The sequence below is a fragment of the Roseobacter weihaiensis genome, from assembly GCF_020622345.1.
Classification (GTDB): Bacteria; Pseudomonadota; Alphaproteobacteria; order Rhodobacterales; family Rhodobacteraceae; genus Roseobacter; species Roseobacter weihaiensis.
Map to the genome: position 1 here is coordinate 67,136 of NZ_JACNMO010000014.1, position 25,817 is coordinate 92,952.

Below are 25,817 nucleotides of genomic sequence, written 5' to 3' on the forward strand. Positions count from 1 at the left end.
TGCCCGCCGCCTGTTTTCGCAACGCCGGCAAAGGGCCGACTTGGTGAAGCTGCTCTGCAGCGTTTGACAATATCGCGATAGTCCAGACTGCCCTGTCGGTACCCTCACAACACCTCGACGCCAAGAATGGTGGGCAAGTGTCTTGCGATTTCGCTCCAACTGTCGCCTTCATCTTGGCTTGCAAAAATTGACCCGCTGTTTGTGCCGAAATAGATCCCTGCAGGATCGTGGGTGTCGCCCGCCATGCATTGCCGCAATACGGTGAAGTAACACCCTTCCTGGGGCAGCCCTTCCCGCAGGGCTTCCCAGCTCTGTCCCCCGTTTCTTGAACGCCAAACGGCGGCTGCCGCGTCAGGTGGGAAGCGCCCGATGGCGTCGCCGTTCAGGGGCACCGTCCAGATTGTGTTGGGATCCCGCGGATGAACGCGGATCGGAAAGCCGAAGGTCGAGGGCAAGCCATGGGTGATATCGTCCCAGCTTCTTCCGCCGTCAGAGGACCTCCAGACGCCGTGGTGATTTTGCTGATAGAGCAGATCTTCCGGGCCGCTGGCGCGCATCATATTGTGCACGCAATGTCCCGTTTCACCGTCGTGCGGAGCCGCAGGGTGATCGTGATGGCCACAATCCTGCGCATTGGACAGACGGTTTCTGCGCTCCCACGAGTTGCCACCGTCTTCTGTGGCAAAGACACCGGCGGCCGATATCCCAACCCAAAGCTTCTTCGGGTTGGCGGGATCTGTGACAATAGTATGCAGGACCAGACCTGCCGCGCCCGGGTTCCAGGTTGCTGCAGACTCGTGTTCGGTCAAGCTGCGCAACTGTTCCCATGTTTTTCCGCCATCGGTACTGGCCAGAAGGTTTGCCGGCTTGGTGCCAGCATAGAGCAGACCATCGGCATAGTGCAGTGACCAGATCTGGGAGAATGCATCACCGAAAGGCAGCTCAGTCGCTGTCCAACCAATCATTTGAGCAAAATCGGGATCATTGGCAGCCCAGGTATCCATTTCACCCTTGGTGAGCCGGGTTACCTCCCACGTCTCGCCCCTATCCTTGGAACACCAAACGCCCGCACCGCTCCAATCACCACCTCCACCGGCCCAGATGGTGCCGGTTTCCGGATCACCCGCGAAATGGTTGATGGGCCAGCCGTCACAGAACGGCCCCTTGGTTGACCACTGCCCGGTCGTCTTGTCAGGTCGCAGGAGGAACGCGCCCTTTGTCGTGCCGACGAGGATTGTCACTTCTGTGTCTGACATGGGCGTTTCTCCCTGATTTCATTCCTGTTGCACCGGCTTTTATGCCTCGAGCAGGGTCTGAAAGCTGGCAAAGATCATGCGTTTGCCGTCAAACGGCATGGGGTTGTCCTGACTGGCCTGCTGCATCTCCTCCATAACGTTCTGCATATTCGCGTCATGGGTCTGCTTGTCCGGCCAAATGACATGCGAGTAGGCGACCGTCTCATCTGCTCCGCATTTCACGGCCATTGGAAATGAGGTCAATTCTCCCTCCGGCACATCATCCCCCCAAGCATCAACGGCAGCGAGAGCCCCGTTCTTGGTGAAGAGCGGGATCAGCTCTTTCGCATGCGCGATGAATGCGTCCTTTTTCGCTGTAGGCACGGCGTAAACGGCGACAGTGATATAGGTCATTGAAGTCTCCTTTCGGTTAGGGGGCGGCAAAAGCGGTTTCCAGAGCTTCGATGTCGAGCTTCTTCATTTTGTACATGGCTTGCCGGACCCGTTCTGCCGCTGTCTGGTCTTCCGCACTCTGCATATCGAGCAAGAGCCGCATGGCAAAGGAGGTGGTCTCCCCAACATCATGCCGAGTGCGGTATCGTCATCGAACACAAAGCCAGGAGCGTCAAAGAACCGCTTGGAGCGTGCCAAATCCTGAACCGGTGAATTGGTATAGCTGCTCATGAGTCTACCCATTTGGGAATCGCTTCTCAGGGTAGTGTTTATATTGACATTTACGTTGATGTCAACGTAATTAGCCTTTATGAGATCTGACCTCCCCTTAGACGTAACGCATGAAGTGCGTGATCGGTGCCTTTGTTTACACCTTCAGCGCGCGGCACGGGCTATTGGCAGACGCTTTGACGAAGCCTTGCGGCCGGTTGCTCTGAGCCATGGTCAGTATTCGCTACTTGTATCTCTAAACAGGCCCGAACCGCCCCGCATTGGGGAGCTGGCCCGATTTCTCGCGATGGACAGAACAACCATGACGGCAAACCTCAAGCCCCTCGAACGGCGCGGCTTGCTGACGATGCACTCGGACCCAGAGGACAAACGCAGCAGGCGCATCACATTGACCGATGCCGGACGGGATCTGCTTGTTTTGGCTGTGCCGATTTGGCGAAAGACCCATGACATGATTGATGCGCAGTTGGGGCGAGACGACAGCGGGCCATTGAAAGCGGATTTGATAGCGTTGTCTTTCGGCAGTTAGGGGGGCAGGTACCCAGTTCCGCGCTCCGCCCAGATGAACAGCCATTTTGTTGACAAAATAGAATCTTTCCGACGGCCTGCCATGTATCGAGGCTGCAAGATTGGCGGCATGGCCAGTCATCCAGTCGTCCGGCCTATGAAACATTTGCGCGGTCGAGATATCTCCCTTTTGGTCAAGCTCTAAGGAGCCATCCTGACACGAACTTGATGTCGACAACCAAGGCTGGATAGATACCGGGTTGCACCTGAGCCCGGTTAGAACCCCGAGTATAATTCCGCAGCATGCCGCACTGGAAGTGTGTTTCGCGAAATACGCATCTCCGGTAGGGGATCGTCTCGCGGGTATCGACGCTCGCTCTCGACAGGCGGGCATTCCGGAAAATCGTGCCGAGGGAAGCCCAGGACGCTCGGCGGGCTGTTCGTTCTGCGAATATCCTGGCCGAGATCGCCACGTTTGTCCGTCGTATCTGCACGGTCATCGGGTGAATGGGCGCGGCATTGCGCCGGCTCCTCAGCGACATGGCGCAAGGCGCCGCTGGCGGGGTGGCCCGCATTCGCCGGACCCTAAACCAATGATCTTTCGAAATCGACCAGAACATGCTCGGCATGAACAGCAAGAGCATTCAGATCGTCTGAAAAGCGCTCGGGCGCCAGTTCGCGCGCAACGCCACTGGCCGTGCTGCCCAGGAATGCCACCGCGTCAACAATATCAGAGGTGCGCGCCATGCGGCAGTCTTTCAATGTATTATAGATGACGCGGGGCAAACATGCACCATCTCGATGGCGAGCGAACGCGGTGTGGGGCAAGCGGAACGCCGTATCGCCAGGGAGCTTGATGAGATGGGCGTTCCACCCGATCACGTCGGGAGTATTTGCAGCGTTCTCGCGCCCTGCAACCGGCCTGGTGGCTATTGCGAGGGTATGATCCGTAGAAACTATACGGATGCCGATGTTTCTTACAGCTTCGAATATGGCAACGATAGAGCAAGCCGCCCGGGTGGAATCGCCGCTTTGCAAGACGCCGCCGGGCTATTCTTTGACTGACGAGAAAATGCATGATCGACAATCTGGGCTCCTGGATATTGACCTTTTGGGACTCAAAAGGCGGGAGGTGAGGGACGCCATCGGCATTCTGTCCTTTGCGGAAGATGACGCCTGACTGATCGGGGTCGATCCATCGAGCGAACGGGTCTTTGCCGAGAGCAAGCAGGAGCCGCATGTAGGGGTGTTTATGAACAGAAGTCTCGACCGATATGTGGAGATACAGGAGGCTTTCCTTGATTACGCAGCGCGCGTGAGAGAAATGAATGACGATGAGGCGGACAGCTTCGTGCAGGAAAAGAAGACTGCATTCAATGCAATTGGCCCCGAAGTCATGGGTGTGCCACACAACTGGTGGAGTCTGAACATTGAACAGATGAAATCGGGCACATTTAACGCGTGTCTGGGGGCTCCGGATCGGCGAAGGCAAATCCATGAAAGCGCTTGAATGTCGATGGCCTTCGCTTAGTCCCGTAAGGGCTCAAACTGGATGCAGAACTGCGCATGGCGGTTTGGTGATATGCGCGGCAACCGACTGGCACAGTTTTGATTACTGCCGTCTTGATGGGTCTCAATCTGTCCCGCGGTGTTGCCTTCGGTGACAAGAAATGCCGCGCGGGGTCAAAAACCACGCTCAACTCAGCAGCTTTTTGCGCACTGATCTGAATTGCAACTTTAACGGTCGCTAAGCTCGAACAATGCCTACATAAACCGCGTAGGGAGTGAGCTAGCCCCAACAAAGGGATCTGCATGACACAGTATGATAAATCCACGACAGATGCGACGATGACCGGCCCCAAGCCAGACATGGACGAGCGTGAATATCGCGACGGGGCTGCGACAGAAACAGAAGGGGAAACCCCACGGATCAGCTTTGACGTTGCCGAGCGCTGGGATGGTGGGTTTCTTGGTGAGATCACCATCACGAATGCGACCGGTCAAATAATCGAAGATTGGTCTTTGGATTTTGACACCACGGGGTTTTCGATCAATGACGCCTGGGGTGGGGATCTGACCGTCGCAGGCAATATGGCCAGCCTTGATGCCAAAGGCTGGACGACCGATATCGCGTCTGGTCAGGCCACAACCTTCGGCTTTGCTGCAACCGGTACACCGCCCTCGGAACTGGGCAGCCTCACGTTTGAGGCGAACATGGAAGATGGCAGCAAGATCACGCTGTCCGACAACGAGAATCCCGATTCTGATACCGCAGACGAACCCCCGGCGGTGTCGGACACGGGCGGTGGCACGCTGCCGGTTGGCGGCGAGGACGGCGCGCCATTTGGTGTGGCCGACTATGATACCGTGCTGAATAAATCGATGCAGTTCTACTACGCCAATTATGCAGGCGATCTGCCGGAGGATCATCCGATCTCATGGCGTTGGGACTCGACGCTGGATGATGGTGCGGAGGTTGGGCGCGATTTGTCCGGTGGCCTGTTTGATGCAGGCGATCATGTGAAGTTCGGGCTGCCGATGGCAGGCACTGCGACCACCCTTGCCTGGGGCGGGCTGGCGTTTGAGGACGGCTACAAGGACACCGGCGCCTACGATGCGCTGAGCGATCATCTGCGCCAGCTGAACGACTATTTCCTGAACGCCTATGACGACAAGGGCACGGCTGACCTGTCTGACGACGTGTTCCATGCGCAAGTGGGGGATGGCAACACCGATCACGCCTTTTGGGGCGCGCCCGAGGACATGACCATGGACCGTCCCGTCTATTCGGTCGATGCTGAAAACCCAGGCACCGAAGTCACGGCCCAGACCGCAGCGGCCATGGCGGCCTCATCAATGTTCTTCCGCGAGAAAGGCAACACCGACTACGCAGATGAATTGCTGGACAAAGCCGTGCAGCTCTTTGAGTTTTCCGAGACTTATCAGGGGGAATATACCGACACCGTCACTGATGCCGCACAGTTCTACAACTCCTGGAGCGGTTATGAGGACGAGCTGTCGTGGTCTGCAAACTGGCTTTATCAGGCTACAGGGGATGATGCCTATCTGCAGAAATCCATCGACTACTATGTCGAGCCAAATACCTCTTTTGCTTTCGGCTGGGACAACATGAGCAATGGAACCACGCTTTTGCTGGCGCAGCAAACGGGTGAGGCGCGCTACGTCGAGGACCTGGACCGACATCTGGATTACTGGATGGAGGACATCACGACCACACCGGGGACAGACACCAATGACGGTCTGGCATGGGTCGATGAGTGGGGCTCGAACCGCTATGCGGCCAACACATCGCTGCTGGCCACGGTTCATGCCAAGAACCTGGCGGAGGCGGATGCCTCGGGCAATGCGGACCGGGTAGACGATCTGCTTGATTTCGCCACCGATCAGCTGGACTTCATGATGGGCGATAACCCGGAGGAGCAGAGTTTTGTGGTGGGCTTCGGTGAAGATTTCCCACGAAACCCGCACCACCGCGGCGCATCAGGAACGACCCATGTGGGGGATTCCGATCCGAATGCCTATATCCTCCAGGGCGCATTGGTCGGCGGCCCCGACCAGAATGGCGACTACAATGATGTGCGCAGCGATTACGTCTCAAATGAAGTCGCAACGGATTACAATGCCGGTTTTTCAGGCGCATTGGCAGGGGTGTATGAAAGCCTGACCTACGACGATTGGATGTAGCAGAGGGCTCTGCTACATCGATCAGGCCAGGGCGCTTGTGGGTAGAGGCCCATTTGTTTTCGGGCCTCCAGCTGCAGGAGGCTTTCGACAAAAAGGGCTGCGCCCGCAACGCGCTGCCCGCAAACCTCCGACCTCTCTGCCCGGCATAAAGCGGGGTGTGTCAGGAGCTCAAGATCGACGGCACTTTCACCGGTTATTCCGATCCAGCGGCAGAAGGCCCAAGATCCTGCCGCTGGGTCGGGGTGGTGTGGTTCGTTCATGAAGCGCCCTTTGCGGTGGCCCGCTGACAGCAATACGAGGCGTGACAGTTTTCGCAGATGGCGCATCGAATGTCGGCTTTTCGGGTTTCAACCCCAATAGCACATGTTTTGTGCGCCAGCTCCGTCTAAGCCTCTCGTTTCATACGCTCATCGTACCCCGGCTGACCATCACGCAGTGTCCCCGGATGCGGGGTTGGCGATCTTGCCCGTTGATCTCAACGTCAATCTCGCTCCGTCGCCCCATCTCGACACCTTGGGTGATCGTGAAGAGGCCTGTGTCCTGGTCCTGCGCGCATGAAAGAAGCGCTGCAAGGGCACCAGAAGCGCTTCCGGTGGCGGGATCTTCCGGAGGGTGACCGAGCGGCGAAAAGACGCGTGAGCGGATGGCGGTCGTCGAACCGGTCTGCTGCGTCACGACAAAAGCGCAGACCGCAAAACCATCAACCGTCTCTGGTCCGGTTTGCGCGGCCCCCCGAAAGGCAGCAGCATCGGTTTCGATAGCGGCCAACGCGTCGAGATTGCGCAGCTCGGCAAACGCGAATGGCAGGCCGACCGACGCAACACAGGGTGGGAACTTGTCAGAAACGATATCTGCAAGGTCAAGTCCAAGACACCTTGCGATCACATTCGGATCAACCTCGCCGACCGTTTGCAGCGGCTGCGGGGCCTCGATCTGCGCGCCGATGAACTGCTGCGCCTCGCGCAGGGGCCATATGCGGACTGGACCGCCCAACTCATCAAGCACTGCCACGTCCGGCAGCGGGCCGCGTGCGGCTGTGTCTTCATGTGCCATGACGAAAACGGTTCCGATGTTGGGATGCCCGGCAAAAGGTACTTCTGCGTGGGGGGTGAAGATACGGACCTGTGCAATGCTCCCGGCATCGCGTGGCGGCAGGATGAAGGTTGTCTCGGAATAGCCGAACTCCCGCGCGATTGCCTGCATTTGTGATGGATCCAGATCGCGTGCATCGTGGATGACTGCAACGGGGTTGCCGCTGAAACGCTCTCGCGTGAAAACGTCGACGGTGCTGAATGAAAGGGTGTTCGTCTTCATCACGCTATTGTCCTGCAGATCTGGCGTCATTGGCAAGGGCCCCCTAAGGCTGAGAGCTCTGCAAGGCGCTGAGGGTGCAACTGCAACGCCTCCGGAATTTCAGCGCCCGCCCCCCTTATGATCCGGGCAACGCGTTTGCGACTACTGGATCCAAGCTGACCCAAAGCCCATGCCGCATGATCGCGCAGGGCGACATCGCACACCGGTTCAATTCCCCATCAGGCCGGAGATTTTCTTCCGCTGGTGCATAACGAGGAGCGCGCCGCCAAATCCGATCACCACCACCGGCAGAAAGACCGCGCCGGGCAGCAGCGTGCTGGTAACGCCGGAAACTGCAGGGCCAACCATACCGCCGAGCGCATAGGCCACCGAAAAAGCCGAGGCACCTGCGACCAGCATCGCGCCTTGGTGATCGCGCCCGAGGATCGCCAGCGCGCAGGTGTAGATGCCAAAGAATGCAGCTCCTGCAACCGCGCCGAGCGGCCAAACGAGCCAGCTGGTGGTGGGTACAAACAGCAGGGCACCGAAGGAGAGACCGGTTGCAAAGAGGCATGACGCGGCGATGACCCACCTGTCCTTGAGATCGAGCAGAATGCCCAGAAACGGCTGGGCGACAAACATGCCGACATGAAGAACCGCGACGAAGGTCGCCGCCGCGTTCACCGAGGCACCGCCTGCGGTCAGATGCAGCGGCGCCAGGGCCAGAGCGACCGCGTCGGCAAAGCCGAAGGCGAGGACAAGAAAAAGAAGCAGCGGTGCTGCGCGGGCAAAACGCGGCAGATCCGAGAGCTCGAACCTATCGGGTTCAGCTTTTGCCCGCCTAGATAAAAGCGCGAAGGCAAAGGCAACCAGCGACACGATCACGGCGCAGACCGCGAAGGCAAGACCATTCTCAGTGCCGAACAACGGGATCATCATGGGGCCGATCACAAAGCCCGCTGTCATGCCAGCGCCGTAGAGCCCCGAGACGCGGCCACGGACCTTGTCCGCCGTCGCGACGTTTAGCCAGACTTCCCCAAAGACATAGATCGCGTTGACACAGAAGCCGAGTGCAAATCGCAGGACGAACCACGCAGCGACAGTGTCGAAGATCGCCAGGGCGGCAAGGACCCCTACCGAGCCGATCAGACCTGCCACGATGATCTGCCCGGCGCGCAGCCGTCTTGACAGACGCGGCACAGCCAGAACCGAAAGGCCCAGCCCCAGCATGAATGCTGCTGCGTTGAGCCCGACCACCAGATCCGACGCCCCGCGTTCGGCGAGCAAAAGCGAAATCAAAGGATGGGTGAGCCCTTGAGCGATTGCGAAAACCGTAATGCCCAACACGACCACCACGACCGAATGCCAGTCGGTCACCATCGTTGGCCTCGTTGATGGCTGTGGTTGCACGGTCCGGTCCATGGCAGCACGATAGGATCGGAGCACCACATGCGCAACGGGCAGCGGAGGAGATAAGCTGAGCATCCGCTGCAAGCAGGCGTCTGCTGTCTGGGCACGGCTTGGCACCCTATCCAATGCTTTCCATGCGTGATGCACGGTTTGTCCAAAACACAACAGGGCAGGCCGCCACCCCCAGTACCGCGAAACCGGCGACCGGCGGCAAGACGGTTCCGTCGAAGCGCTGCCCAATCGCTGCGGCAAGTAGCAGAGAAAGGAACGTCGCGCCCAATCCGGCCATCTGGCCAAGCGGTTCCAGTGCCAGCGCATTCAGGTTCCCGAAGATGATCCCGACACAGAAAAGGCGAAGCAGATTGAAACGAAGTTCGCCAAGGCAGCAAAGTCGAGAAAGCTGGACCGCCACCCACCAAGATAGATCAGCCCTTGCCAAATGATCGGAACAATGATGAAAGCCGCCATCGCGATGGACATGATGCGCGCCATGGCGCGTCCCGCGCAGGCGTCCCTGACAAGTGCTACGGTAACGATGCGCGGCCGCTGCGCCAAAACCCTGAAGCAGGCGGCCTGCCAGCATGATTGCCCAACTCTCAGGGACCATGCAAATCACGCAGCCAAGGATAAAGAGACCGTATCCAGCACAGATCACGGGCGTTCGATCAAGACTGTCGGACAATGGCCCTGCAAAAAGCTGACCACCCGCCATGCCCAAGAAGAATGCCGTGACGATGTAATGGAGGTCATTTGCAGTGCAGGCACCCACTTCCAGACCGATAACGTCAAGTGCGGGCAGCATCAGGTCTGTCCCCAAGGCGCGAATCGCAATCAGCATCGCCACCAGAACGAAGTATTCGACAGACGGAGTGGGTGGCTTTTCTTTTAAGGTTAAGGAAGGAGGATGTTTTTGTCAGTTTGTCGGGCAGAATGTTGTTTGTTGCCGGTTTTCAAACCCAACGTTTCCTGACCAGTCGGCTTGATCGCGAGCTGCGGGGCAAATTGCCGGTCTTCGATGTGGGATGAAAGCCGCGTTCCAGGTGACCTGATCTGATGCGTTGGCATCAAAGCACGCTCACCGGGACGACATGAGCCACCAGCGCAACCCATCTGTTTGCGTGCGCGCAGTCTGTCACACGTCAAACTAGCCCACTCCGGCCCCTTTCGGCATATGAAACGCTTGGCTGGACCCGGCAAGGAGCACGCCCCAACCGATACACGATGCAGTCATGACGATCACGCGGCTGAGCGGACCGCCAAGAATGCCGAACACCGCCACGCCCATCCCGCATGAAAGCGATTGTCCGGGCCCCATGAAAACGCCCAGACCGGGGATGAACGACAGGATGGTGTATGCAGCCAAATAGACCCACCCGGTTTGATGGTCACTTTGCGCATTGTTTTGAGGTTCGGCTTTGTCTCACTTTGATCGCCTTTGCCGGGGTGGCATGGCCAGAAGGCCCGCGCTGACGATGACACCGATGCCAATCAAGGCGATATTGCCTGGCAACTCGCCAAAGAACAAGCGTCCCCAAATCAGACTGAACACGAGATAGCTGTAATCAAAGGCCGCGACCGTGGTGGGCGGCCCTTTTTGATATGCAACTGCGGCACCGACACTTCCGATCAGGATCAGGGCGGCGAGGGCGGCGACGGTTGCGAACAGGCGCAGATCAACAGGTTGCCAGGGCCCAAAAATGAACGATCCTTCTCGACCGGAGAAAAGCCCAAGCAGCGCGCCGACCATGATGAAAGCCAGGTGGAGGGCAAGTGCCAGCGCGACGGGATCGTCATTTTGACATTTTACCGAGGTCAGCACCATCGCACAGGCATAAAGAAAGGCGGCGATCATCGGCAATAGCGTTCCGAGATCGAAACCGGCCATATCAGGGCGGATGATCATCAGAACACCGATGAAACCGCACCCGATTGAAAAGAGGGTACGACGCCTAGGCCATTTGGAACTGATGAGCGCAGTCAATGCCACAATAAAGATGGGTCCAGTGTAGTAGGCTGCGGCTGCCAGAGACAATGGCATGAGCGACAACGACGAATAATAGCTTAGCCACATGACGACCAGCAGAATGCTGCGCATAACGGTCCAGAACGGGGCTTTGGGCGTGATCGGTCCCTGGCTGCGGGCGAACCACCACAGGACAGGCAAAAGGAGCGCAGAGCGCAGGATATACATCTGCCACAAAGGGAGTGATAGCTTTGCCGTCTTGATGAGGGCATCCCCCAGGGACAAGGCCGCCACGGATGCGATGATCGCGAAAACCGCAGTTCTTGTTTGATACGGTCCACCAACGACCACCACTTTTGTCCCGCTATCTGTTGCGCCTCGATACTTCCCCAAAATCATGTATGTTTTCATATTAAAAAGGAATTTTTGTAAAATATGCATGAGTTCTGGTCATGAATAGATCCAGCCGCCATCTGCCGCCCCTGTCGCGCCTGAAGCCCTTTGAGGCTGCGGCGCGACATGAGAGCTTTTCATTGGCCGCGGTCGAGTTGGGTATGACCCAGACGGCCGTCAGCAAGCAGATCGGGCTGCTGGAACAGGAACTGGAGACTGCGCTTTTCGAGCGTCGTAACAGGGCGGTGTTCCTGACGGATGCCGGTCGGCGGCTCGGGCGGGTCGTCGGCGCGGCCCTCTCCGATGTTGCCGCTGAAATTGCTATTTTGAAAGGTTGTCGGCGGTCGGGCGAATTGGTGCTGCACTGTCAACTCTGCGAGGCATTCTATTGGCTTATGCCAAGGCTCGCGAGGTTCCACGAACGACATCCCGGCATCGAGTTGCGGGTGGTTAGCGCACTCAATCCACTGACAGAGGCGTCGGAGGCGTTCGATGTTGCCATTCAGACGTCAGGTCGCGCGTCTGGTTCGGCACGGCTGGCCTTCACTGCCGCGGACGATGTTTTCCCGGTCTGTGCACCCTCCCTCGTTGCGCGGGGGAGCCGTCCCGTAAGGCCGGGTGATCTTGTTTCGTATCCGCTCCTGTCCCACTCTGTCGTGCCGCAAGATTGGATGGAATGGCAGGATTGGTTCGAGAGCGTTGGTGCCTCGTTGCCGAAACGTCCCCGGATTATCACTTTCGACAGCTATCCTTTGGCCCTTCAGGCGGCTGTTTCCGGCCAGGGTATTGCCCTTGGGTGGAGAAGAACAACGGAAGGCATGATCGGGGAAGGTAAGCTCATCAGACCCTGCGACGAATTCGTGGCGCGACCGACGGAGATATCGGTGTTTCGCGGCACAGCGCGTGATCAGCACCCAAACACAGATCAGCTTCTGTCCTGGTTGTCCGATGAGCTGTCCCAATAGCTGAAAGCCGCCCCGACACGGAATTCACGCAGTCCGGGCTGTCTCTTTGAAAAGGTCTTCGGCTTTCGTTTCTTGCGGTTTGTTCCGGCACGGACGCGGTGTTGGTTTTTTGAAAATGCCCTCGCCCGGGAGCTTCCCGCCGGGCTGTTACGGGGTGTTATTGGTGTTTGATTTTTGGTCGTTTCCTGCGGGCCTAGGCAGTTGCTGCTGGGATACACTCTTCCCTGATGCCCTTGCAGATGCCGGTGAGTTGACCGGTCCCTTTCAAAGTGTTTTCGAGGTCAGACTGCATCGCTGCCGCCTTCAGTTGTTGCCGGATACATCACCTATGTGCTCCAAGGCGTGCCCTGCGCCTGCTGGAACGCCCGAGCGCAGCATTGCCCGCGCAGCCGCATGACTGCAGCCATGTAGATTAAAAACAAACCGTTTTCAGGGAATGTTAGTAGTCGCCGGCCTATAGAAGCCGATACGCAGGTTTAGGATCAGCAACTCTCAATGTCAGAAGTCAGCGAACTGTGGATAATCCTTTGTGCGCTGATCGTGTTGGATCTTCAGTGCGGTTTCCTCTGCCTTGAAGCGGGGACGGTGCGCGCCAAGAATGCGAGCAATGTCGCGTTGAAGAACATCAGCGACATCTGTTGCGTTGCGACCGTCTATTGGATTTTCGGCTTCGGCATTATGTTTGGCACAAGCCACGCGGGGTTGTTCGGCACGACCGGCTTTCTTTTGCCACTTGATAACACCACAGGTGAGCTTGCAGCGCTCTTCTTCTTTCAACTCGCATTTGCCGCCACTGCCGCGACGATCGTGTCTGGGGCCGTGGCGGAGCGGGAGCGATATATTGGCTACGTCCTGTTTTCCCTCGCGCTCGGGGCGGTCGTCTATCCGGTTGTCGGTCACTGGGTGTGGGGTGGTGGCATTTTTTCTCAGGACCAAGGGTGGCTCCAAAGCTCCGGCTTTCATGACTTTGCCGGGGCGACGGTTGTTCACAGCGTCGGCGGTTGGGCTGCGCTGGTCGCAATCTGTATCGTGGGCCCGAGGCTCGGGCGGTTCACCCATATTCGTCGGAAATTCGAAGGCAGTTCAACGGCGATGAAGGCGCTCGGCGCGGTGTTCCTCTGGATCGGATGGGGCGCGTTCAATGGCGGCAGTGCGCTTTTCTTCGGCGAGGCGGTAGGACCCATTATTGCCAGAACCACCATTGGGGCTGCGGGTGGCGGCATCGCCGCGATCATCGTCTGCCTTTTGATTTACAGGTACGCCCGGGTCGATATTATCATCAACGGCGTTCTGGCCGGGCTGGTCGCTGGCACGGCGGGCATCGACATCTATACGGCCAACGATGCGTTTTTGGTAGGTGCGCTTGGGTCTGTTGTCATGGTGCTTGCCGTGGAGCTTCTGGAGGCGCTTCGTATTGATGACGTGGTATCCGCAGTTCCGGTTCACCTCGCCGCAGGAATATGGGGCACCCTGGCCGTTGCGTTATTTGGGGACCCGTCGCTTCTCCCTGCCGGATCCCGTTTCGAACAACTCGGTGTTCAGATCCAAGGTATCCTGTCCATCGGCACTTGGGTTGTTCTGGCTCTGACACCGCTTGCATTGCTCCTCAAGCGCGCCGGTCTGTTTCGTGCGACGCGGCGAGACGAGGTCCGCGGGCTGAACCTCGCAGAAAACCGCGAGCAAAACTCCCTCGCCGATTTTGTTCGACAGATCAGAAGCCACCACCGCAAGGGCAAAACGGGTGACAGGCTGACGATTGAGCGGTCAACCGAAAACAGCGGGCTCGCGATCAGTTTCAATGGGATTCTCGACAGGATCGAGGGAGAAATCAATACCCAGCTCGCGCGCCTCAACGAAGAACGCGAAATGCGGCTGCTCGCGGAAAAATCGTTTTCTGCCCTCCGGAAAGTTCAGGAAGAAAGCGCTTGGGCCGCGCGCCATGATGCGCTTACGGGCCTCGGGAACCGAATTCTGCTGGATGAAATTTCAGCGGTAGGTGGCACCTCAGAGGGTCAGAACATCCTCTTCATTGCGATTGATCTCGACCGTTTCAAAGATGTGAACGACAGCTACGGGCACGACGCGGGCGACCGCGTCCTCATAGTCACCGCAGACCGCTTGCGTGCGCATCTGCGCAGCGGGCGAGACTTCGCATTTCGCATTGGTGGTGATGAGTTCATCATGCTGATCGATTTCGAGGGCGATGAAGGAAGAGCGCAGATGTTCTGCGACGGTCTCGTTGATTGTCTTTGCGAAACAGTTGATTTCGGACCTGCCGAACTTCGAACAGGTGCCTCTGTCGGTTTCGCCATCGTTGGGCCGCACGAGCAGGGGGCCGAGACCCGGCGACGCGCTGATCTAGCGCTCTACGAGGCCAAGGCACAGGGGCGGAATCGCGCTGTTGCATATGCGTCCACGATGGGGGCATTGCACGAAGAGCGCATGGAAATGCTCAACGATTTCAAACGGGCCTTCGAGCGGAACGAGCTTGGCATCCACCTCCAGCCTCAGGTCGCGGCGCAGGGGCGTATGGTGCTGGGGTGTGAAGTTCTCGCGCGCTGGGAACATCCCAAACGAGGGCGGTTGTCACCAGAGGTTTTCTTGCCGCTGGCAGAGGAGCTTGGTCTGACAGCGCAACTCGACGCCAGGATATTTCAACTTGCTCTCGCCGCTTGGTCGGACGTCACAGCAGCGGGTATCAGCCTGCCGAGCATGTCGGTGAACGTCTCGGCGCAACGTCTTTCCGATCCCGCCCTCATGGTGGATATCAAAGAGGCCGGCCCGTTTCCCGGCACTCTGACGATCGAGATCCTTGAGACGGCCTTTATGGACAACATCAACGAAGAACTTCGCGATCGTATCTGGGAACTGAAGAGCCAGGGTATCCGCATTGAGATCGACGACTTTGGCACAGGTCACGCCAGTTTCGCGGGCCTGTTGGAGCTTCGACCCGACCGGTTGAAAATAGACCGTGTCTTTGTCCCAGGGATCGATCAGAACCCGGAACGCAGGAACCTCGTCAGAGGAATGATCGAGATGGCGCAAAGCGTGGGGACAGGGGTGACGGTTGAAGGTGTCGAAACCGAAGCCGAAGCTGCGGCGATACTGGCTGCGGGTGCGGATGTCCTGCAGGGCTATCTTTTCGGGCGGCCCATGAATCTGTCAGACTTCATTTCGTGGGCGAAGGGACAAGATAGCAGGCAATCGCAGGTATCGGCCTAAAGGCGGGATGGCGGGCGTCACCAGCCGGCATCCGTCAACGCTCTGCACTCTTCAAACCCCGCGCAATCGAGACTGACCCGCGCGATGATGTCACGGGTTTTCCGGAGCCCGAACCAAACGCCGGGGAAGGCATTTTCTGTTGCCCGAAAAAGTCAGCTCTGATGTTCCTGCCCCAGGCGTGAAAGGAGGACATCAGAACTGGCGAAATAGTCAAGAACCGCGCGTACACGCGCGGTTCGGCGCAGATCGCGATGCGTCAAAAGCCAAAGATCGATGGTCATGTCATCGATTGAATCGCCAAGACGCACTAGTTCCGGATCGGCTTCGGCAAGATAGATGGGCAAAGCCGCGAGGCCGACACCTGCGCGGACCGCTGCATGCATGCCAAGGGTGGTGTTCATCCGGCAAACACACGCCTCATCGTAGCCATGTTTCTCCATCCACGAATGAAGCTGAGGATAGATCATGGTCGGGTCGGGGCCGACCCAAGGACAGGTGCCGAGGTGTTGCTGACCTGAACCTGCCCGACAAAGGTGTTGCGGCGCATAGACTGCCTGCTTGATGATGCCCAACTTGCGCCCGACCAGATGCTGCGCCGGTGATGAAGTGGGCCGGAGCGCGATATCCGCCTCCCGCAGCGACAGATCGGATATCTCGTTGGAAACGATGATCTCAAGAGTTATCTCGGGTTCCGCTTGGCGCAGCTTTGCAATTGCCGGGGCCAGCAAACCCAGCAGCAGCGTATCTGTGGTTGCTATACGCACGATGCCGGATGGTCTAAGATCACGTCCGGCCACGCGTCGCTCTGTTTCTGTCGTGAGGTCCGCCATCTGGCGTGCGACGGCTACGATTTCTTCACCGGCGGCCGTTGGCCGGTACCCGGTTCGAAAACGTTCGAACAGCCGAACTCCCAATTTCTCTTCTACCGCGTTTATCTTGCGGAACATCGTCGGATGGCTTGATCCGGCCAGCTGGCCGGCCTTGGCGAGCGATCCGGCTTCGGCAATCTGCAGAACGACCTTGTAGTCGTTCCAGTCAAGCATATTGTTCATTTCTGAAATACCGATTTACATCTTTGTATATTTACTAACAAAAATGAAAAGGAAAGAGTAGGGCGCATAGCAATCTGCGTCGGAGAAGATCGAAATGCATGCCCATATTGTTCACGCCCATCCAGAGCCCTCTTCATACAATGGTACCCTGACGAGAACGGCACGTCAGGCCTTGCGCGACAGCGGCTATGCTGTGACCACGAATGATCTCTACCGGACCAGCTTTGATCCGGTTGAACGAGGAACGCATTACCGCGACCGCGCAGATGTGGTGACTTTTGCGGCGCTGAACGAGCAACGTCATGCTTGGAAAAACGACACCCTGCCAAAGGAGATCAGAAGCGAGGTGGGGAACCTGAAGCGCAGCGATCTGGTCATCCTGCAGTTTCCTCTTTGGTGGCACGGCCCACCCGCCATTCTCAAGGGTTGGATGGATCGTGTGTTCCTGAACGGGGGCCTTTACACCAGCCGCATGCGCTATGATACCGGCTACTTCCGGGGAAAACGTGCGATTGTCTCTGTCACCACAGGCGCGCCGGAAAAAGTGTTTGGTCCAGGCAGTCGTGGCGGAGATTTCCAGACCATGCTTTGGCCGATCCAATACTCGCTGCACTACATGGGCTTTTCGGTCTTGCCGCCCTTTATCTCCTTTGGCGTGCAGGGCCATGGGTACAGATATGAGGACGACAAGAGCCTGCAAGAAAGGCTTTCGCGAAACCTGTCTGACTGGCGCTCCTATCTGATGGCACTGGAGGATATCGACCCTATTCCGTTTCCATGTTGGGATGATTGGGATGAACATGGCTGTGCTCTCAGGTCGCGAAGCCCCGAGCCGGAGACGCAAATCAACAGTTGCGGATAAGTCGCAGATCTAGATCGTTCCAATGCCAACAGATGTCGCCTTGATGGCGGTCGGGGCATCGGCGCGCTGCTCCGCAATTTGCCTTGACGGGTGCCTTTTGAAACTGTGTTTACGCCTTGTGATGGGCGCTCATCGGTTGTGTTTTGATTGCGCTTGCCGGACAGGCTGGTGCCAAACTCCCAGCCTTCGCCCCGACCGCAGAGGCGCTGTCGCCCGCGCCCATTCTTGGCGGCAGAACCTCCGCAATCGGGATACAGAAACATCCGAAATGCTGCCCCCCAGTTTCGCCCGCGCATCTTTTTTGGGCATTTTGCATGTGCGGCAGAAGTGTATTCCACATTCACCCAAAGGCTCGGGGGAATGACTCGCCAAAACAGTGAACCAATTTATAATTGGTTCGAGGGTTTCGCGAATCGGTGAGTGGGGGAAAGACGGCGCAATGTCTTCTTCGCGACATGCAATCAGACAGGACTTCGCGTCCGAGGACTCCTTATTGGTTTTGTCAAATCTGACATTGCGGTTCAAGGGCCAGGAAAATGACGTTGTTCAGGACGTCAGCCTGCGCGTCAGGCGCGGAGAGATTCTATGCGTTGTTGGTGAGTCAGGTTGCGGAAAAAGCGTGACATCAATGGCCATCATGGGCTTGCTTCCCAAGAGCGCAACGCAGATTTCCTCAGGTAGAATGCAGATTTCGTCAGACGAGTGGCACCTTGTGACAGATCGTTTGCCTGCCGCATTGCGCGGCAATGAGGTCGCGATGATTTTTCAGGAGCCGATGACCTCTCTGAATCCGGCCTTTCGTATTGGGGACCAGATTGCCGAAGTCGTGCAGCGCCACCGTGGCGGCAGCCGTTCTGCCGCGCTGGATCGCGCGGAGGTGATGTTGCAGCGGGTCGGCATCGCCAATCCGACGCAGCGGTTGCGAGAATATCCGCACCAATTGTCTGGTGGTATGCGTCAGCGGGTCATGATTGCGATGGCGCTGGCCAATGACCCTCAGATTCTCATCGCGGATGAACCTACGACCGCGCTGGATGTCACTATTCAGACGCAGATCCTGGATTTGATTGGTGACCTGCGAGATGAAACGGGGATGGGAACGATCATGATCACCCATGATTTGGGGGTGGTCGCCGAAATAGCCGATACGGTGGCCGTCATGTACGGGGGCCAGATTGTGGAACAGGGACCGGTGGAAGAAGTGTTCCGCAACCCGCAGCATCCCTATACAATCGGGCTGATGAGCGCGATGCCGCGCCTTGACAGGCCCGGTGAGCGGCTGGCTATTGTTCCCGGAACAGTGCCGACAATTTCCAACATGCCGGACGGATGCCGCTTCCGGACCCGCTGCGCCTTTGCAACATCGCACTGTGCGACCCGCCCGCAGCTGACCGATGTCGCCCCTGAGCACGGTGTGGCCTGTCACTATGTCCCATTGGAAAAACACGTGGTGGTAAGCGCATGAGCCATGATGTGATCCTCGAGGCGGTCGATGTGGTCAAACATTTTGGCGATGGCGGAAATTGGTTGTCCCCCAAGCCCCCCGTACAGGCAGTAGACGGTGTCTCCTTGAAGATCCGGCGCGGGGAAACCTTTGCGATCGTCGGGGAATCCGGTTGTGGTAAATCCACGCTCGCGCGCTTGCTGATGCGTTTGCTGGAGCCAACGGCTGGCAACGTGCTCTTTGATGGCGCGGAGATTTCCCACGCGAAGGGTGCGAAGCTCAAGAGGCTGCGCAGGGACATGCAGTTCATCTTTCAGGACCCGTTTTCATCGCTGAACCCGCGGATGAGCGTCGGAAAGCTGGTCGGAGAACCATTGGAGGTTCATGCACCGGACATGAACGCAGACGACAGGCGCGCCAAGGTTGCGGAGCTGTTGCGCAAGGTCGGGCTGCGGCCTGAACACGCGGGACGCTACCCGCATGAGTTCAGCGGTGGGCAACGTCAGCGGATTGGAATTGCCCGGGCGCTCGCCTCCGGGCCGAAACTGATCATCGGTGACGAGCCGGTGTCCGCGCTGGATGTGTCAGTGCAGGCGCAGGTCATCAATCTGCTCGGTGATCTGCGGCGCGACTTGGGTCTGACGCTGGTGGTCATTGCGCATGACCTCAGTGTGATCCGCCATATGAGCGACCGCGTTGCGGTGATGTATCTGGGCCGGATTGTCGAAATCGGGACCGCCCAGCAGGTGTTTGCCACGCCAAGGCACCCCTATACGCAGGCGCTGCTTTCGGCGATACCGTCCATGGAGGGCACATCAAGGGATAAAAAGCCAGCCGTGCAAGGCGAAATGCCCAGCCCCTCCGATCCGCCATCCGGCTGTCGGTTTCACACCCGCTGCCCACATGTTCAGCCGCTGTGCAAATCCCAAAGCCCAAAGCTGCACGGGCAGGGGCATCAGGTTGCCTGCCATTTCTGGCAGGATATTGCGATGCCACCTACAGAGTCTGCACCCCCCAACCGATCAGACAGGGCCGAGGCACGTTTCGCGCTTTATCGCGCGGCGACGACCGGCGGGACAGTTATCCACCAAGACAAAAAAGCAACAACGGAGAGGACCTAACCCATGAAACATATCAAAACTGCAATCGTCACCGCAGTGATGGGCGCGGCGGCGCTGACCGCGGCGCCGACGTTGGCCAAGGATTTGCGCATCGCGTTGCAATCGGATGCGGATGTGCTCGACCCCGACCAGTCGCGCACTTTTGTCGGTCGGATTATTTATGCATCGCTCTGTGACAAGCTGGTGGACATCACGCCCGATCTGGAAATCGTCCCGCAGTTGGCCACCGCCTGGGAGACTTCTTCCGATGGCATGCAGATCACCATGCAACTGCGCGAAGGTGTTGTTTTCCACGATGGTACGCCCTTCAACGCCGAGGCCGTTGCGGCCAATATCGAACGCTCTCAGGCCTTGGACGAATCGCGCCGCAAGTCAGAACTGAAGTCCATCTCATCAACAGAAGTTACAGGCGAATATGAGATTGTGCTCAATTTGGGCGCGCCCGATGCAACGCTCATCGCCCAGCTTGCGGATCGCGCCGGGATGATGGTGTCCCCAACTGCTGCGGCAGAAGCGGGTGTGGACTTCGGCCTCAATCCCGTCTGTTCCGGTGCCTTCAAGTTCGAGGAACGCGTGGCGCAGGACAAGATTGTCCTGAGCAAATTCGACGACTACTGGAACGCGGATGCGATCCATTTTGACAGCGTGACCTTCCTGCCGATCCCGGACACCACTGTGCGCCTCGCCAACCTGCAATCGGGCGACATCGACATGTTGGAACGGCTGAATGCCACCGATTTGGCGCAGGCCGAGGCGGACCCGGACATCGTTGTCGATAGCGCTGTTTCACTGGGATATCAGGCGATTACCTTCAATATCAATAATGGAGAACGGGGCGACACCCCGTGGGGCAACGACAAGCGGCTGCGCCAGGCGCTGAGCTATGCGATTGACCGCGAAGCATTGAATCAAGTTGTTTTCGAGGGGGCCTTTGCGCCGGGCAACCAGTCGTTCCCGCCGACCTCGCCCTGGTATAACAGCGACCTGCCGCTTCCAGCAGCCGATATTGACAAAGCAAAAGCGCTCTTGGCTGAGGCCGGTTATCCCGATGGCATCGATCTGGAAGTGCAGGTGCCCAACTCGACCGAGCCTCTTGCGGTGATGCAGGTGGTGCAGGCCATGGCAGCACAGGCGGGCATTAACATCACGCTGACCTCCAAGGAGTTTGCCACGTTGCTGGCCGACCAGTCCGCCGGGGACTATCAGGCCAGCCAGATCGGATGGTCGGGCCGTGTCGATCCCGATGGCAACAACCACCAGTTCGTCACCACCGATGGCGGCATCAACGACAGCAAGTTTTCAGACCCGAAAATGGATGAGCTGTTGAATGCCGCGCGTGTTGCTCCGACACCCGAGGAACGCAAGGCGATCTACGACGAAGCCACGGTGATCATGCTCGATGAGCTGCCACGCCTGTTCCTCTACCACGTGAAGTGGATCTGGGCCTATCGCGACAATATGAAAGGCTTCACGGCCTACCCCGACGGCATGATCCGTCTGGAAAATGTGACCTGGGAGGAATGACCTCCGGCGTCGCGCCGCTGCACCCGGCGGCGCGGTTTCTTTTCTCACGAAGGGGCCTTTCATGCTGCGGTTTCTGATCCGGCGGGTGCTGATTGCACTGCCGACCATCATTCTGATCTCGATCTTTGTGTTTTCGCTGCAAAAGCTGTTGCCGGGTGATCCGCTACTCATCCTCGCGGGCGAAGAGCGGGACCCGGAAGTGCTCGAATTCCTGCGTGAAAAATACCGCCTAAACGATCCAATTCCGGTACAGTACCTGGCCTGGATCGGCAGTGCGCTGCAAGGTGATCTGGGCACCTCGCTGAGGACCAATCAGCCGGTCACGGAACTGATGGCGCAGAAACTGCCCGTAACCATTCAGCTGGCGGTGATGTCGATGATCTTTGCCCTGGTGATTGGCATACCGGCAGGCATCCTGTCGGCGGTAAAGAAGGGCACGGTTACCGATTATGTGGCCAATGTGGTCGCTCTGTCTGGGCTCTCGATCCCGAACTTCTGGCTGGGGATCATGCTGATCCTGCTGGTTTCGGTGAAGTGGCAGCTGTTGCCTGCATCGGGTTACGTGCCCTTGTCAGAGGACTTCTGGCAATCCATTCGCACGATGCTGATGCCTTCTTTCGTGCTCGGGACGGCACTGGCGGCGACGCTGATGCGGCACACCCGCTCGGCCATGCTGGGGGTTTTGAGCGCCGATTACGTGCGCACCGCCCGCGCCAAAGGGTTGTCGGAGCGTGTGGTGATCCTGAAACACAGTTTTCGAAACGCGCTGACCCCGATCGTAACGCTGACCGCGCTGCTGTTCGGAGAGCTGATTGCCGGTGCGGTTCTGACAGAGCAGATTTTTACAATCCCCGGCTTCGGCAAGCTGGTTGTGGATGCGGTGTTTAACCGCGATTACGCGGTGGTGCAGGGCATCGTGCTGGTCACCGCGGTGGGGTTCATCTTCATGAATCTGCTGGCGGACATGATGTATTTCGTTCTGAACCCGCGCCTGAGGGAGCAGTAGAATGACCGATGCCACCACATCGGAGCTGACGCCCGACCCGGTTCTGACCGCGCAGCCGGAAAGCCGGGTGTGGAAGAAATTTCGCAGCCACAAGAGCGCGCTCCTGGGCGGCTTTCTTGTGGCTTTCTTTGTGCTGATCGCGCTGGCCGCGCCGCTGCTGCCGATCCCGGACCCCGCCGCCACCGATTGGGGGGCGGTACGAAAGGCGCCAAGCTGGGCGCATTGGATGGGCACCGACGAGATCGGACGCGATGTCATGGCCCGCATGATCTGGGGGGCGCAGGCGTCTTTGCTGGCGGGGGTGGTTTCGGTCGGCATTGCGGTGATCGCGGGTGTACCCTTGGGCCTCGTGGCAGGCTATTTCGGCGGCTGGACCGATGCGGTGATCTCCCGCTGCACCGAGGCGTTGCTTGCAGCCCCCTTTCTGATCCTCGCCATCGCGCTGGCGGCCTTTCTGGGGCCGTCGCTGACCAATGCGATGATCGCCATCGGGATTTCTGCCACACCGATCTTCATCCGGTTGACACGCGGGCAGGTGATCAACATTAAATCCGAGGATTACGTGGACAGCGCCCGCGCCATCGGCCTGCCGACGCATCGCATCCTCAGCCGGTATATCCTGCCCAATGTTCTGCCGCCGATCCTTGTACAGGCCACGCTGACCATCGCAACCGCGATTATTGCCGAGGCCTCCCTGTCTTTCTTGGGTCTTGGGCAACAACCGCCGGCACCCAGTTGGGGGTCGATGCTCAACACCGCCAAGAATTTCCTCAACCAGGCGCCCTGGATGGCGATGTGGCCGGGTTTGTCAATTTTCCTCGTGGTGTTGGGGTTTAATCTGCTGGGCGACGGGCTGCGCGATGCGCTCGACCCCCGTGAGCACTGATCCGTTGGGAGGGAACATGTCCGATTTCACCACCAGGCCCGAGATCAGAGGCACCTTTGGCGTTGTCACCTCCACCCACTGGATCGCCTCCGCCGTCGGCATGTCGATCCTCGAGGCGGGCGGCAATGCCTTCGACGCAGCGGTGGCCTGTGGATTGACCCTGCAGGTGGTGGAGCCGCATCTGAACGGCCCCGCGGGTGACATGCCTGCCGTGTTTCATTCGGTGAAGACCGGCGTGACGCAGGTACTCTGCGCGCAAGGTGTCGCCCCGGCGGCGGCCACGACAGAGCATTACAGGGCACAGGGGCTGACGCTGGTGCCTGGCTCGGGTTTGTTGGCAACCGTGGTGCCGGGCGCCTTTGACGGCTGGATGCTGATGCTCCGCGACCACGGCACAATGGGCCTGCGCGACGTGATGCAGCCGGCGATTAGTTACGCCTGCGACGGTCACCCTGTGTTGCCCCGCGCGGCCGAGACGATTGCCGGGCTGGCCGCGTTTTTCAAGGCAGAGTGGCCAAGCTCTGCCGCTGTGTGGACGCCGGGCGGCAAAGCCCCAGAGCCTCATAGTCTCTTTAAAAATCCCGACCTTGCCGCGACCTATGACCGCCTGGCCGCCTGTGAAGGCGATACGCGCGAAGCCCGGATCGACGAAGCCCGGCGCCAGTGGCGCGCAGGGTTCGTGGCCGATGCGATCTTTGCGTATCTTGAGGATGCGCATGTGATGGATGTGTCTGACGCGCCGCATTCCGGGGTTCTGGCACCGCAGGACATGGCGGGCTGGCGCGCGGCATACGAAGACACGCTCAGCCATGCCTATCACGGCTGGACCGTTCACAAGACGCATGCCTGGGGGCAGGGGCCGGTGATGCTGCAGGCGCTGGCCATCCTCAGCGGCTTCGATCTGGCGGGGATGGATCCCAATGGTGCCGAATTCGTGCATGTGGTGATCGAGGCCATGAAGCTCGCCTACGCCGACCGCGAAGCCTACTACGGCGATCCGGCGCAAAGTCCCATCCCGATGGAGGTATTGCTGAGCGAGGGCTACAACGCGGAGCGCCGCAGCCTGATCGGCAGCAAGGCGTCGATGGCGCAGCGCCCGGGCCGGGTGCCGGGCTTTGAGCATCTGGCAGATGCCTATATCGCGCGCAGTCAGCGCGACTTTGACGTGGGCCGGGTGGCGGCACAGGAACCCACCATGTCCCACCTGACCGAAAGGCGCGGTGATACCGTTCATCTCGATATCATCGACCGCTGGGGCAACATGGTGGCGGCAACGCCCTCGGGCGGCTGGCTGCAGAGCAACCCCGTCATCCCCGGGCTGGGCTTTCCGCTGAATTCACGCGCGCAGATGTTCTGGCTCGAAGACGGATTGCCGACCTCGCTCGCCCCGGGTCGCCGTCCGCGCACAACCTTGTCGCCAAGCCTGGTAGAGAAGGACGGCGTGCGGCTGGTTTTCGGCACGCCCGGCGGGGACCAGCAGGATCAGTGGCAACTGATCTGGTTCCTGCGGTTTGTGCATTTCGGGCTGGGCCTGCAGGAAGGTATGGATGCACCGCTGTTTCATTCCATGCATTTCCAGAGCTCGTTCTACCCGCGCGAAACGCGTCCCGGCGAGCTGATGATCGAGCCGAACGTGGGCGCGGATGTCATCGCGGATTTGCGCGCCCGCGGACACAAGGTGACCATTGCCGAGCCTTGGACTGTGGGGCGCCTCACGGCTGCGCTGCGCGAAACGGACGGCACGCTTCGGGCCGCGGCAACACCGCGCCTGATGCAAGCCTATGCGGTGGGCCGATGACCTGGTCGCTGATTGCACGCGATGCGGAGGGCAGGGTCGGGCTGATCGTGGCGAGCCGGTTTTTTGCCTGCGGTGCGGTGGTGCCTTATGTCGGTGCCGAGGTTGCCGTTGCCAGTCAGGCGTTTTGCAATCCGGTTTGGGGGACCGAAGGACGCGCCCGGCTGATCGGGGGAGAACCCGCCGAAACTGTTCTGGCAGATCTGGTGGCGCGCGATGAGGGGCAGGCCATTCGCCAGGCCCACATGATGGACGCGGCAGGGAATTTCGCCGCACATACAGGTGCGCAGTGCGTGGCCTGGGCCGGGCAGGTGCAAGGGCATGCGCATTCTGTTGCAGGCAATATGCTGGCCGGGCCCGAGGTGCTCGACACTACCTCTGATGCGTTTCAGGACGGGGCGCATTTGCCCTTTGCCGAACGCCTGATTGCAGCCATGCAGGCGGGTGAAGCGGCGGGGGGAGACAAGCGCGGCCGCCAGGCGGCTGGCCTTACCATCCATCACGGAGAGGCGCATGCATGGCTTGATCTGCGCGCCGATGACCATGCTGACCCTCTGGCCGAGTTGTCGCGTCTTTGGGGGGTGGCGCAGGAACGTTATGTGCATTTCGCCAAGGGCATGCCGACAGCGGCCCGGTTCTCTGGCGCGCCGACGCGCGAAGGCATTGATGCAGACATCGCGGCGGCCGAGGCCGCGCGCGTGGCTCAGGGCCAATCCAGCCGATCACATGCGGTCGATCACTGACACAACG

24 protein-coding genes are annotated in these 25,817 nt (G+C 59.0%); 14 read left to right on the top strand and 10 right to left on the bottom strand.

What is annotated here, in order from left to right; genetic code table 11:
• Positions 1-104: 104 nt before the first annotated feature.
• The 3 genes from H7847_RS15685 to H7847_RS26780 are packed head-to-tail and all read right to left on the bottom strand — an operon-like array spanning position 105 to position 1,791.
• Positions 105-1,256, bottom strand: coding sequence for a WD40/YVTN/BNR-like repeat-containing protein (locus H7847_RS15685; protein ID WP_227270426.1), 1,152 nt, complete (start codon positions 1,254-1,256; stop codon positions 105-107).
• A gap of 39 nt (positions 1,257-1,295) precedes the next feature.
• Positions 1,296-1,649 (bottom strand): DUF1428 domain-containing protein, encoded by a 354-nt coding sequence (locus tag H7847_RS15690; RefSeq protein ID WP_227270427.1) that lies wholly within the window; start codon positions 1,647-1,649, stop codon positions 1,296-1,298.
• A gap of 16 nt (positions 1,650-1,665) precedes the next feature.
• The gene (locus H7847_RS26780) at positions 1,666-1,791 is read right to left on the bottom strand and encodes a hypothetical protein (RefSeq protein WP_264479589.1); all 126 of its coding nucleotides are present in this window, start codon (positions 1,789-1,791) and stop codon (positions 1,666-1,668) included.
• 207 nt (positions 1,792-1,998) lie between these two features.
• On the opposite strand from H7847_RS26780, the gene H7847_RS15695 reads away from it, so the two are divergent.
• Positions 1,999-2,448 carry a MarR family winged helix-turn-helix transcriptional regulator gene (locus H7847_RS15695; protein ID WP_227270428.1) on the top strand — a complete coding sequence of 150 codons (450 nt, stop codon included), beginning with the start codon at positions 1,999-2,001 and terminating at the stop codon, positions 2,446-2,448.
• Between the two features lie 563 nt (positions 2,449-3,011).
• Here the strand turns inward: H7847_RS15695 and H7847_RS27195 are convergent.
• A complete protein-coding gene (locus H7847_RS27195) occupies positions 3,012-3,173 on the bottom strand; it encodes a hypothetical protein (RefSeq protein WP_406676010.1) in 162 nt (53 codons plus the stop codon).
• Between the two features lie 54 nt (positions 3,174-3,227).
• On the opposite strand from H7847_RS27195, the gene H7847_RS27200 reads away from it, so the two are divergent.
• The 3 genes from H7847_RS27200 (at position 3,228) to H7847_RS15710 (ending at position 6,131) form a co-directional block, all read left to right on the top strand.
• A complete protein-coding gene (locus H7847_RS27200) occupies positions 3,228-3,491 on the top strand; it encodes a nucleic acid/nucleotide deaminase domain-containing protein (RefSeq protein ID WP_406676011.1) in 264 nt (87 codons plus the stop codon).
• A 187-nt stretch (positions 3,492-3,678) separates the two neighbouring features.
• On the top strand, positions 3,679-3,936 hold the full coding sequence (locus H7847_RS15705) for a hypothetical protein (protein WP_227270429.1): 258 nt from the start codon (positions 3,679-3,681) through the stop codon (positions 3,934-3,936).
• A gap of 302 nt (positions 3,937-4,238) precedes the next feature.
• A complete protein-coding gene (locus tag H7847_RS15710; protein WP_227270430.1) occupies positions 4,239-6,131 on the top strand; it encodes a glycoside hydrolase family 9 protein in 1,893 nt (630 codons plus the stop codon).
• 399 nt (positions 6,132-6,530) lie between these two features.
• Here H7847_RS15710 and H7847_RS15715 read toward each other — a convergent pair whose 3' ends face one another.
• From H7847_RS15715 to H7847_RS15735, 5 genes are all read right to left on the bottom strand, one after another.
• Positions 6,531-7,445, bottom strand: coding sequence for a PhzF family phenazine biosynthesis protein (locus H7847_RS15715; RefSeq protein WP_227270431.1), 915 nt, complete (start codon positions 7,443-7,445; stop codon positions 6,531-6,533).
• Positions 7,446-7,652: 207 nt separating this feature from the next.
• Complete coding sequence (locus H7847_RS15720) at positions 7,653-8,801, bottom strand: MFS transporter (RefSeq protein WP_227270432.1); 1,149 nt, start codon at positions 8,799-8,801, stop codon at positions 7,653-7,655.
• A gap of 151 nt (positions 8,802-8,952) precedes the next feature.
• Positions 8,953-9,672 (bottom strand): MFS transporter, encoded by a 720-nt coding sequence (locus H7847_RS27205; protein ID WP_227270433.1) that lies wholly within the window; start codon positions 9,670-9,672, stop codon positions 8,953-8,955.
• A gap of 306 nt (positions 9,673-9,978) precedes the next feature.
• Positions 9,979-10,197 (bottom strand): hypothetical protein, encoded by a 219-nt coding sequence (locus tag H7847_RS15730; protein ID WP_227270434.1) that lies wholly within the window; start codon positions 10,195-10,197, stop codon positions 9,979-9,981.
• 57 nt (positions 10,198-10,254) lie between these two features.
• The gene (locus H7847_RS15735) at positions 10,255-11,196 is read right to left on the bottom strand and encodes a DMT family transporter (RefSeq protein WP_227270435.1); all 942 of its coding nucleotides are present in this window, start codon (positions 11,194-11,196) and stop codon (positions 10,255-10,257) included.
• A gap of 53 nt (positions 11,197-11,249) precedes the next feature.
• Between H7847_RS15735 and H7847_RS15740 the strand changes: the two genes are divergently transcribed.
• Positions 11,250-12,155 carry a LysR substrate-binding domain-containing protein gene (locus H7847_RS15740; protein WP_227270436.1) on the top strand — a complete coding sequence of 302 codons (906 nt, stop codon included), beginning with the start codon at positions 11,250-11,252 and terminating at the stop codon, positions 12,153-12,155.
• 495 nt (positions 12,156-12,650) lie between these two features.
• Positions 12,651-15,377, top strand: a complete 2,727-nt coding sequence (locus H7847_RS15745; RefSeq protein WP_227270437.1) for an EAL domain-containing protein — start codon at positions 12,651-12,653, stop codon at positions 15,375-15,377.
• A 152-nt stretch (positions 15,378-15,529) separates the two neighbouring features.
• On the opposite strand, the gene H7847_RS15750 is transcribed toward H7847_RS15745, so the two are convergent.
• Positions 15,530-16,429 (bottom strand): LysR family transcriptional regulator, encoded by a 900-nt coding sequence (locus H7847_RS15750; RefSeq protein ID WP_227270438.1) that lies wholly within the window; start codon positions 16,427-16,429, stop codon positions 15,530-15,532.
• Between the two features lie 94 nt (positions 16,430-16,523).
• Between H7847_RS15750 and H7847_RS15755 the strand changes: the two genes are divergently transcribed.
• The 8 genes from H7847_RS15755 (at position 16,524) to H7847_RS15790 (ending at position 25,810) form a co-directional block, all read left to right on the top strand.
• Complete coding sequence (locus H7847_RS15755) at positions 16,524-17,291, top strand: NAD(P)H-dependent oxidoreductase (protein WP_227270439.1); 768 nt, start codon at positions 16,524-16,526, stop codon at positions 17,289-17,291.
• A 376-nt stretch (positions 17,292-17,667) separates the two neighbouring features.
• Complete coding sequence (locus H7847_RS15760; protein WP_227270440.1) at positions 17,668-18,756, top strand: ABC transporter ATP-binding protein; 1,089 nt, start codon at positions 17,668-17,670, stop codon at positions 18,754-18,756.
• Positions 18,753-19,856 (top strand): ABC transporter ATP-binding protein, encoded by a 1,104-nt coding sequence (locus H7847_RS15765; protein ID WP_227270441.1) that lies wholly within the window; start codon positions 18,753-18,755, stop codon positions 19,854-19,856. The genes H7847_RS15760 and H7847_RS15765 overlap by 4 nt, the downstream gene beginning before the upstream one ends.
• A gap of 3 nt (positions 19,857-19,859) precedes the next feature.
• Positions 19,860-21,380: an ABC transporter substrate-binding protein gene (locus H7847_RS15770; protein ID WP_227270442.1), complete on the top strand. Its 1,521-nt coding sequence runs from the start codon at positions 19,860-19,862 to the stop codon at positions 21,378-21,380.
• A gap of 61 nt (positions 21,381-21,441) precedes the next feature.
• A complete protein-coding gene (locus H7847_RS15775; RefSeq protein ID WP_227270443.1) occupies positions 21,442-22,386 on the top strand; it encodes an ABC transporter permease in 945 nt (314 codons plus the stop codon).
• Between the two features lies 1 nt (position 22,387).
• Entirely contained in the window at positions 22,388-23,272 is an 885-nt protein-coding gene (locus tag H7847_RS15780) for an ABC transporter permease (protein ID WP_227270444.1), read from the top strand.
• A 16-nt stretch (positions 23,273-23,288) separates the two neighbouring features.
• On the top strand, positions 23,289-25,070 hold the full coding sequence (locus H7847_RS15785) for a gamma-glutamyltransferase family protein (RefSeq protein WP_227270445.1): 1,782 nt from the start codon (positions 23,289-23,291) through the stop codon (positions 25,068-25,070).
• A complete protein-coding gene (locus tag H7847_RS15790) occupies positions 25,067-25,810 on the top strand; it encodes a DUF1028 domain-containing protein (protein WP_227270446.1) in 744 nt (247 codons plus the stop codon). The genes H7847_RS15785 and H7847_RS15790 overlap by 4 nt, the downstream gene beginning before the upstream one ends.
• Positions 25,811-25,817 lie beyond the last annotated feature (7 nt).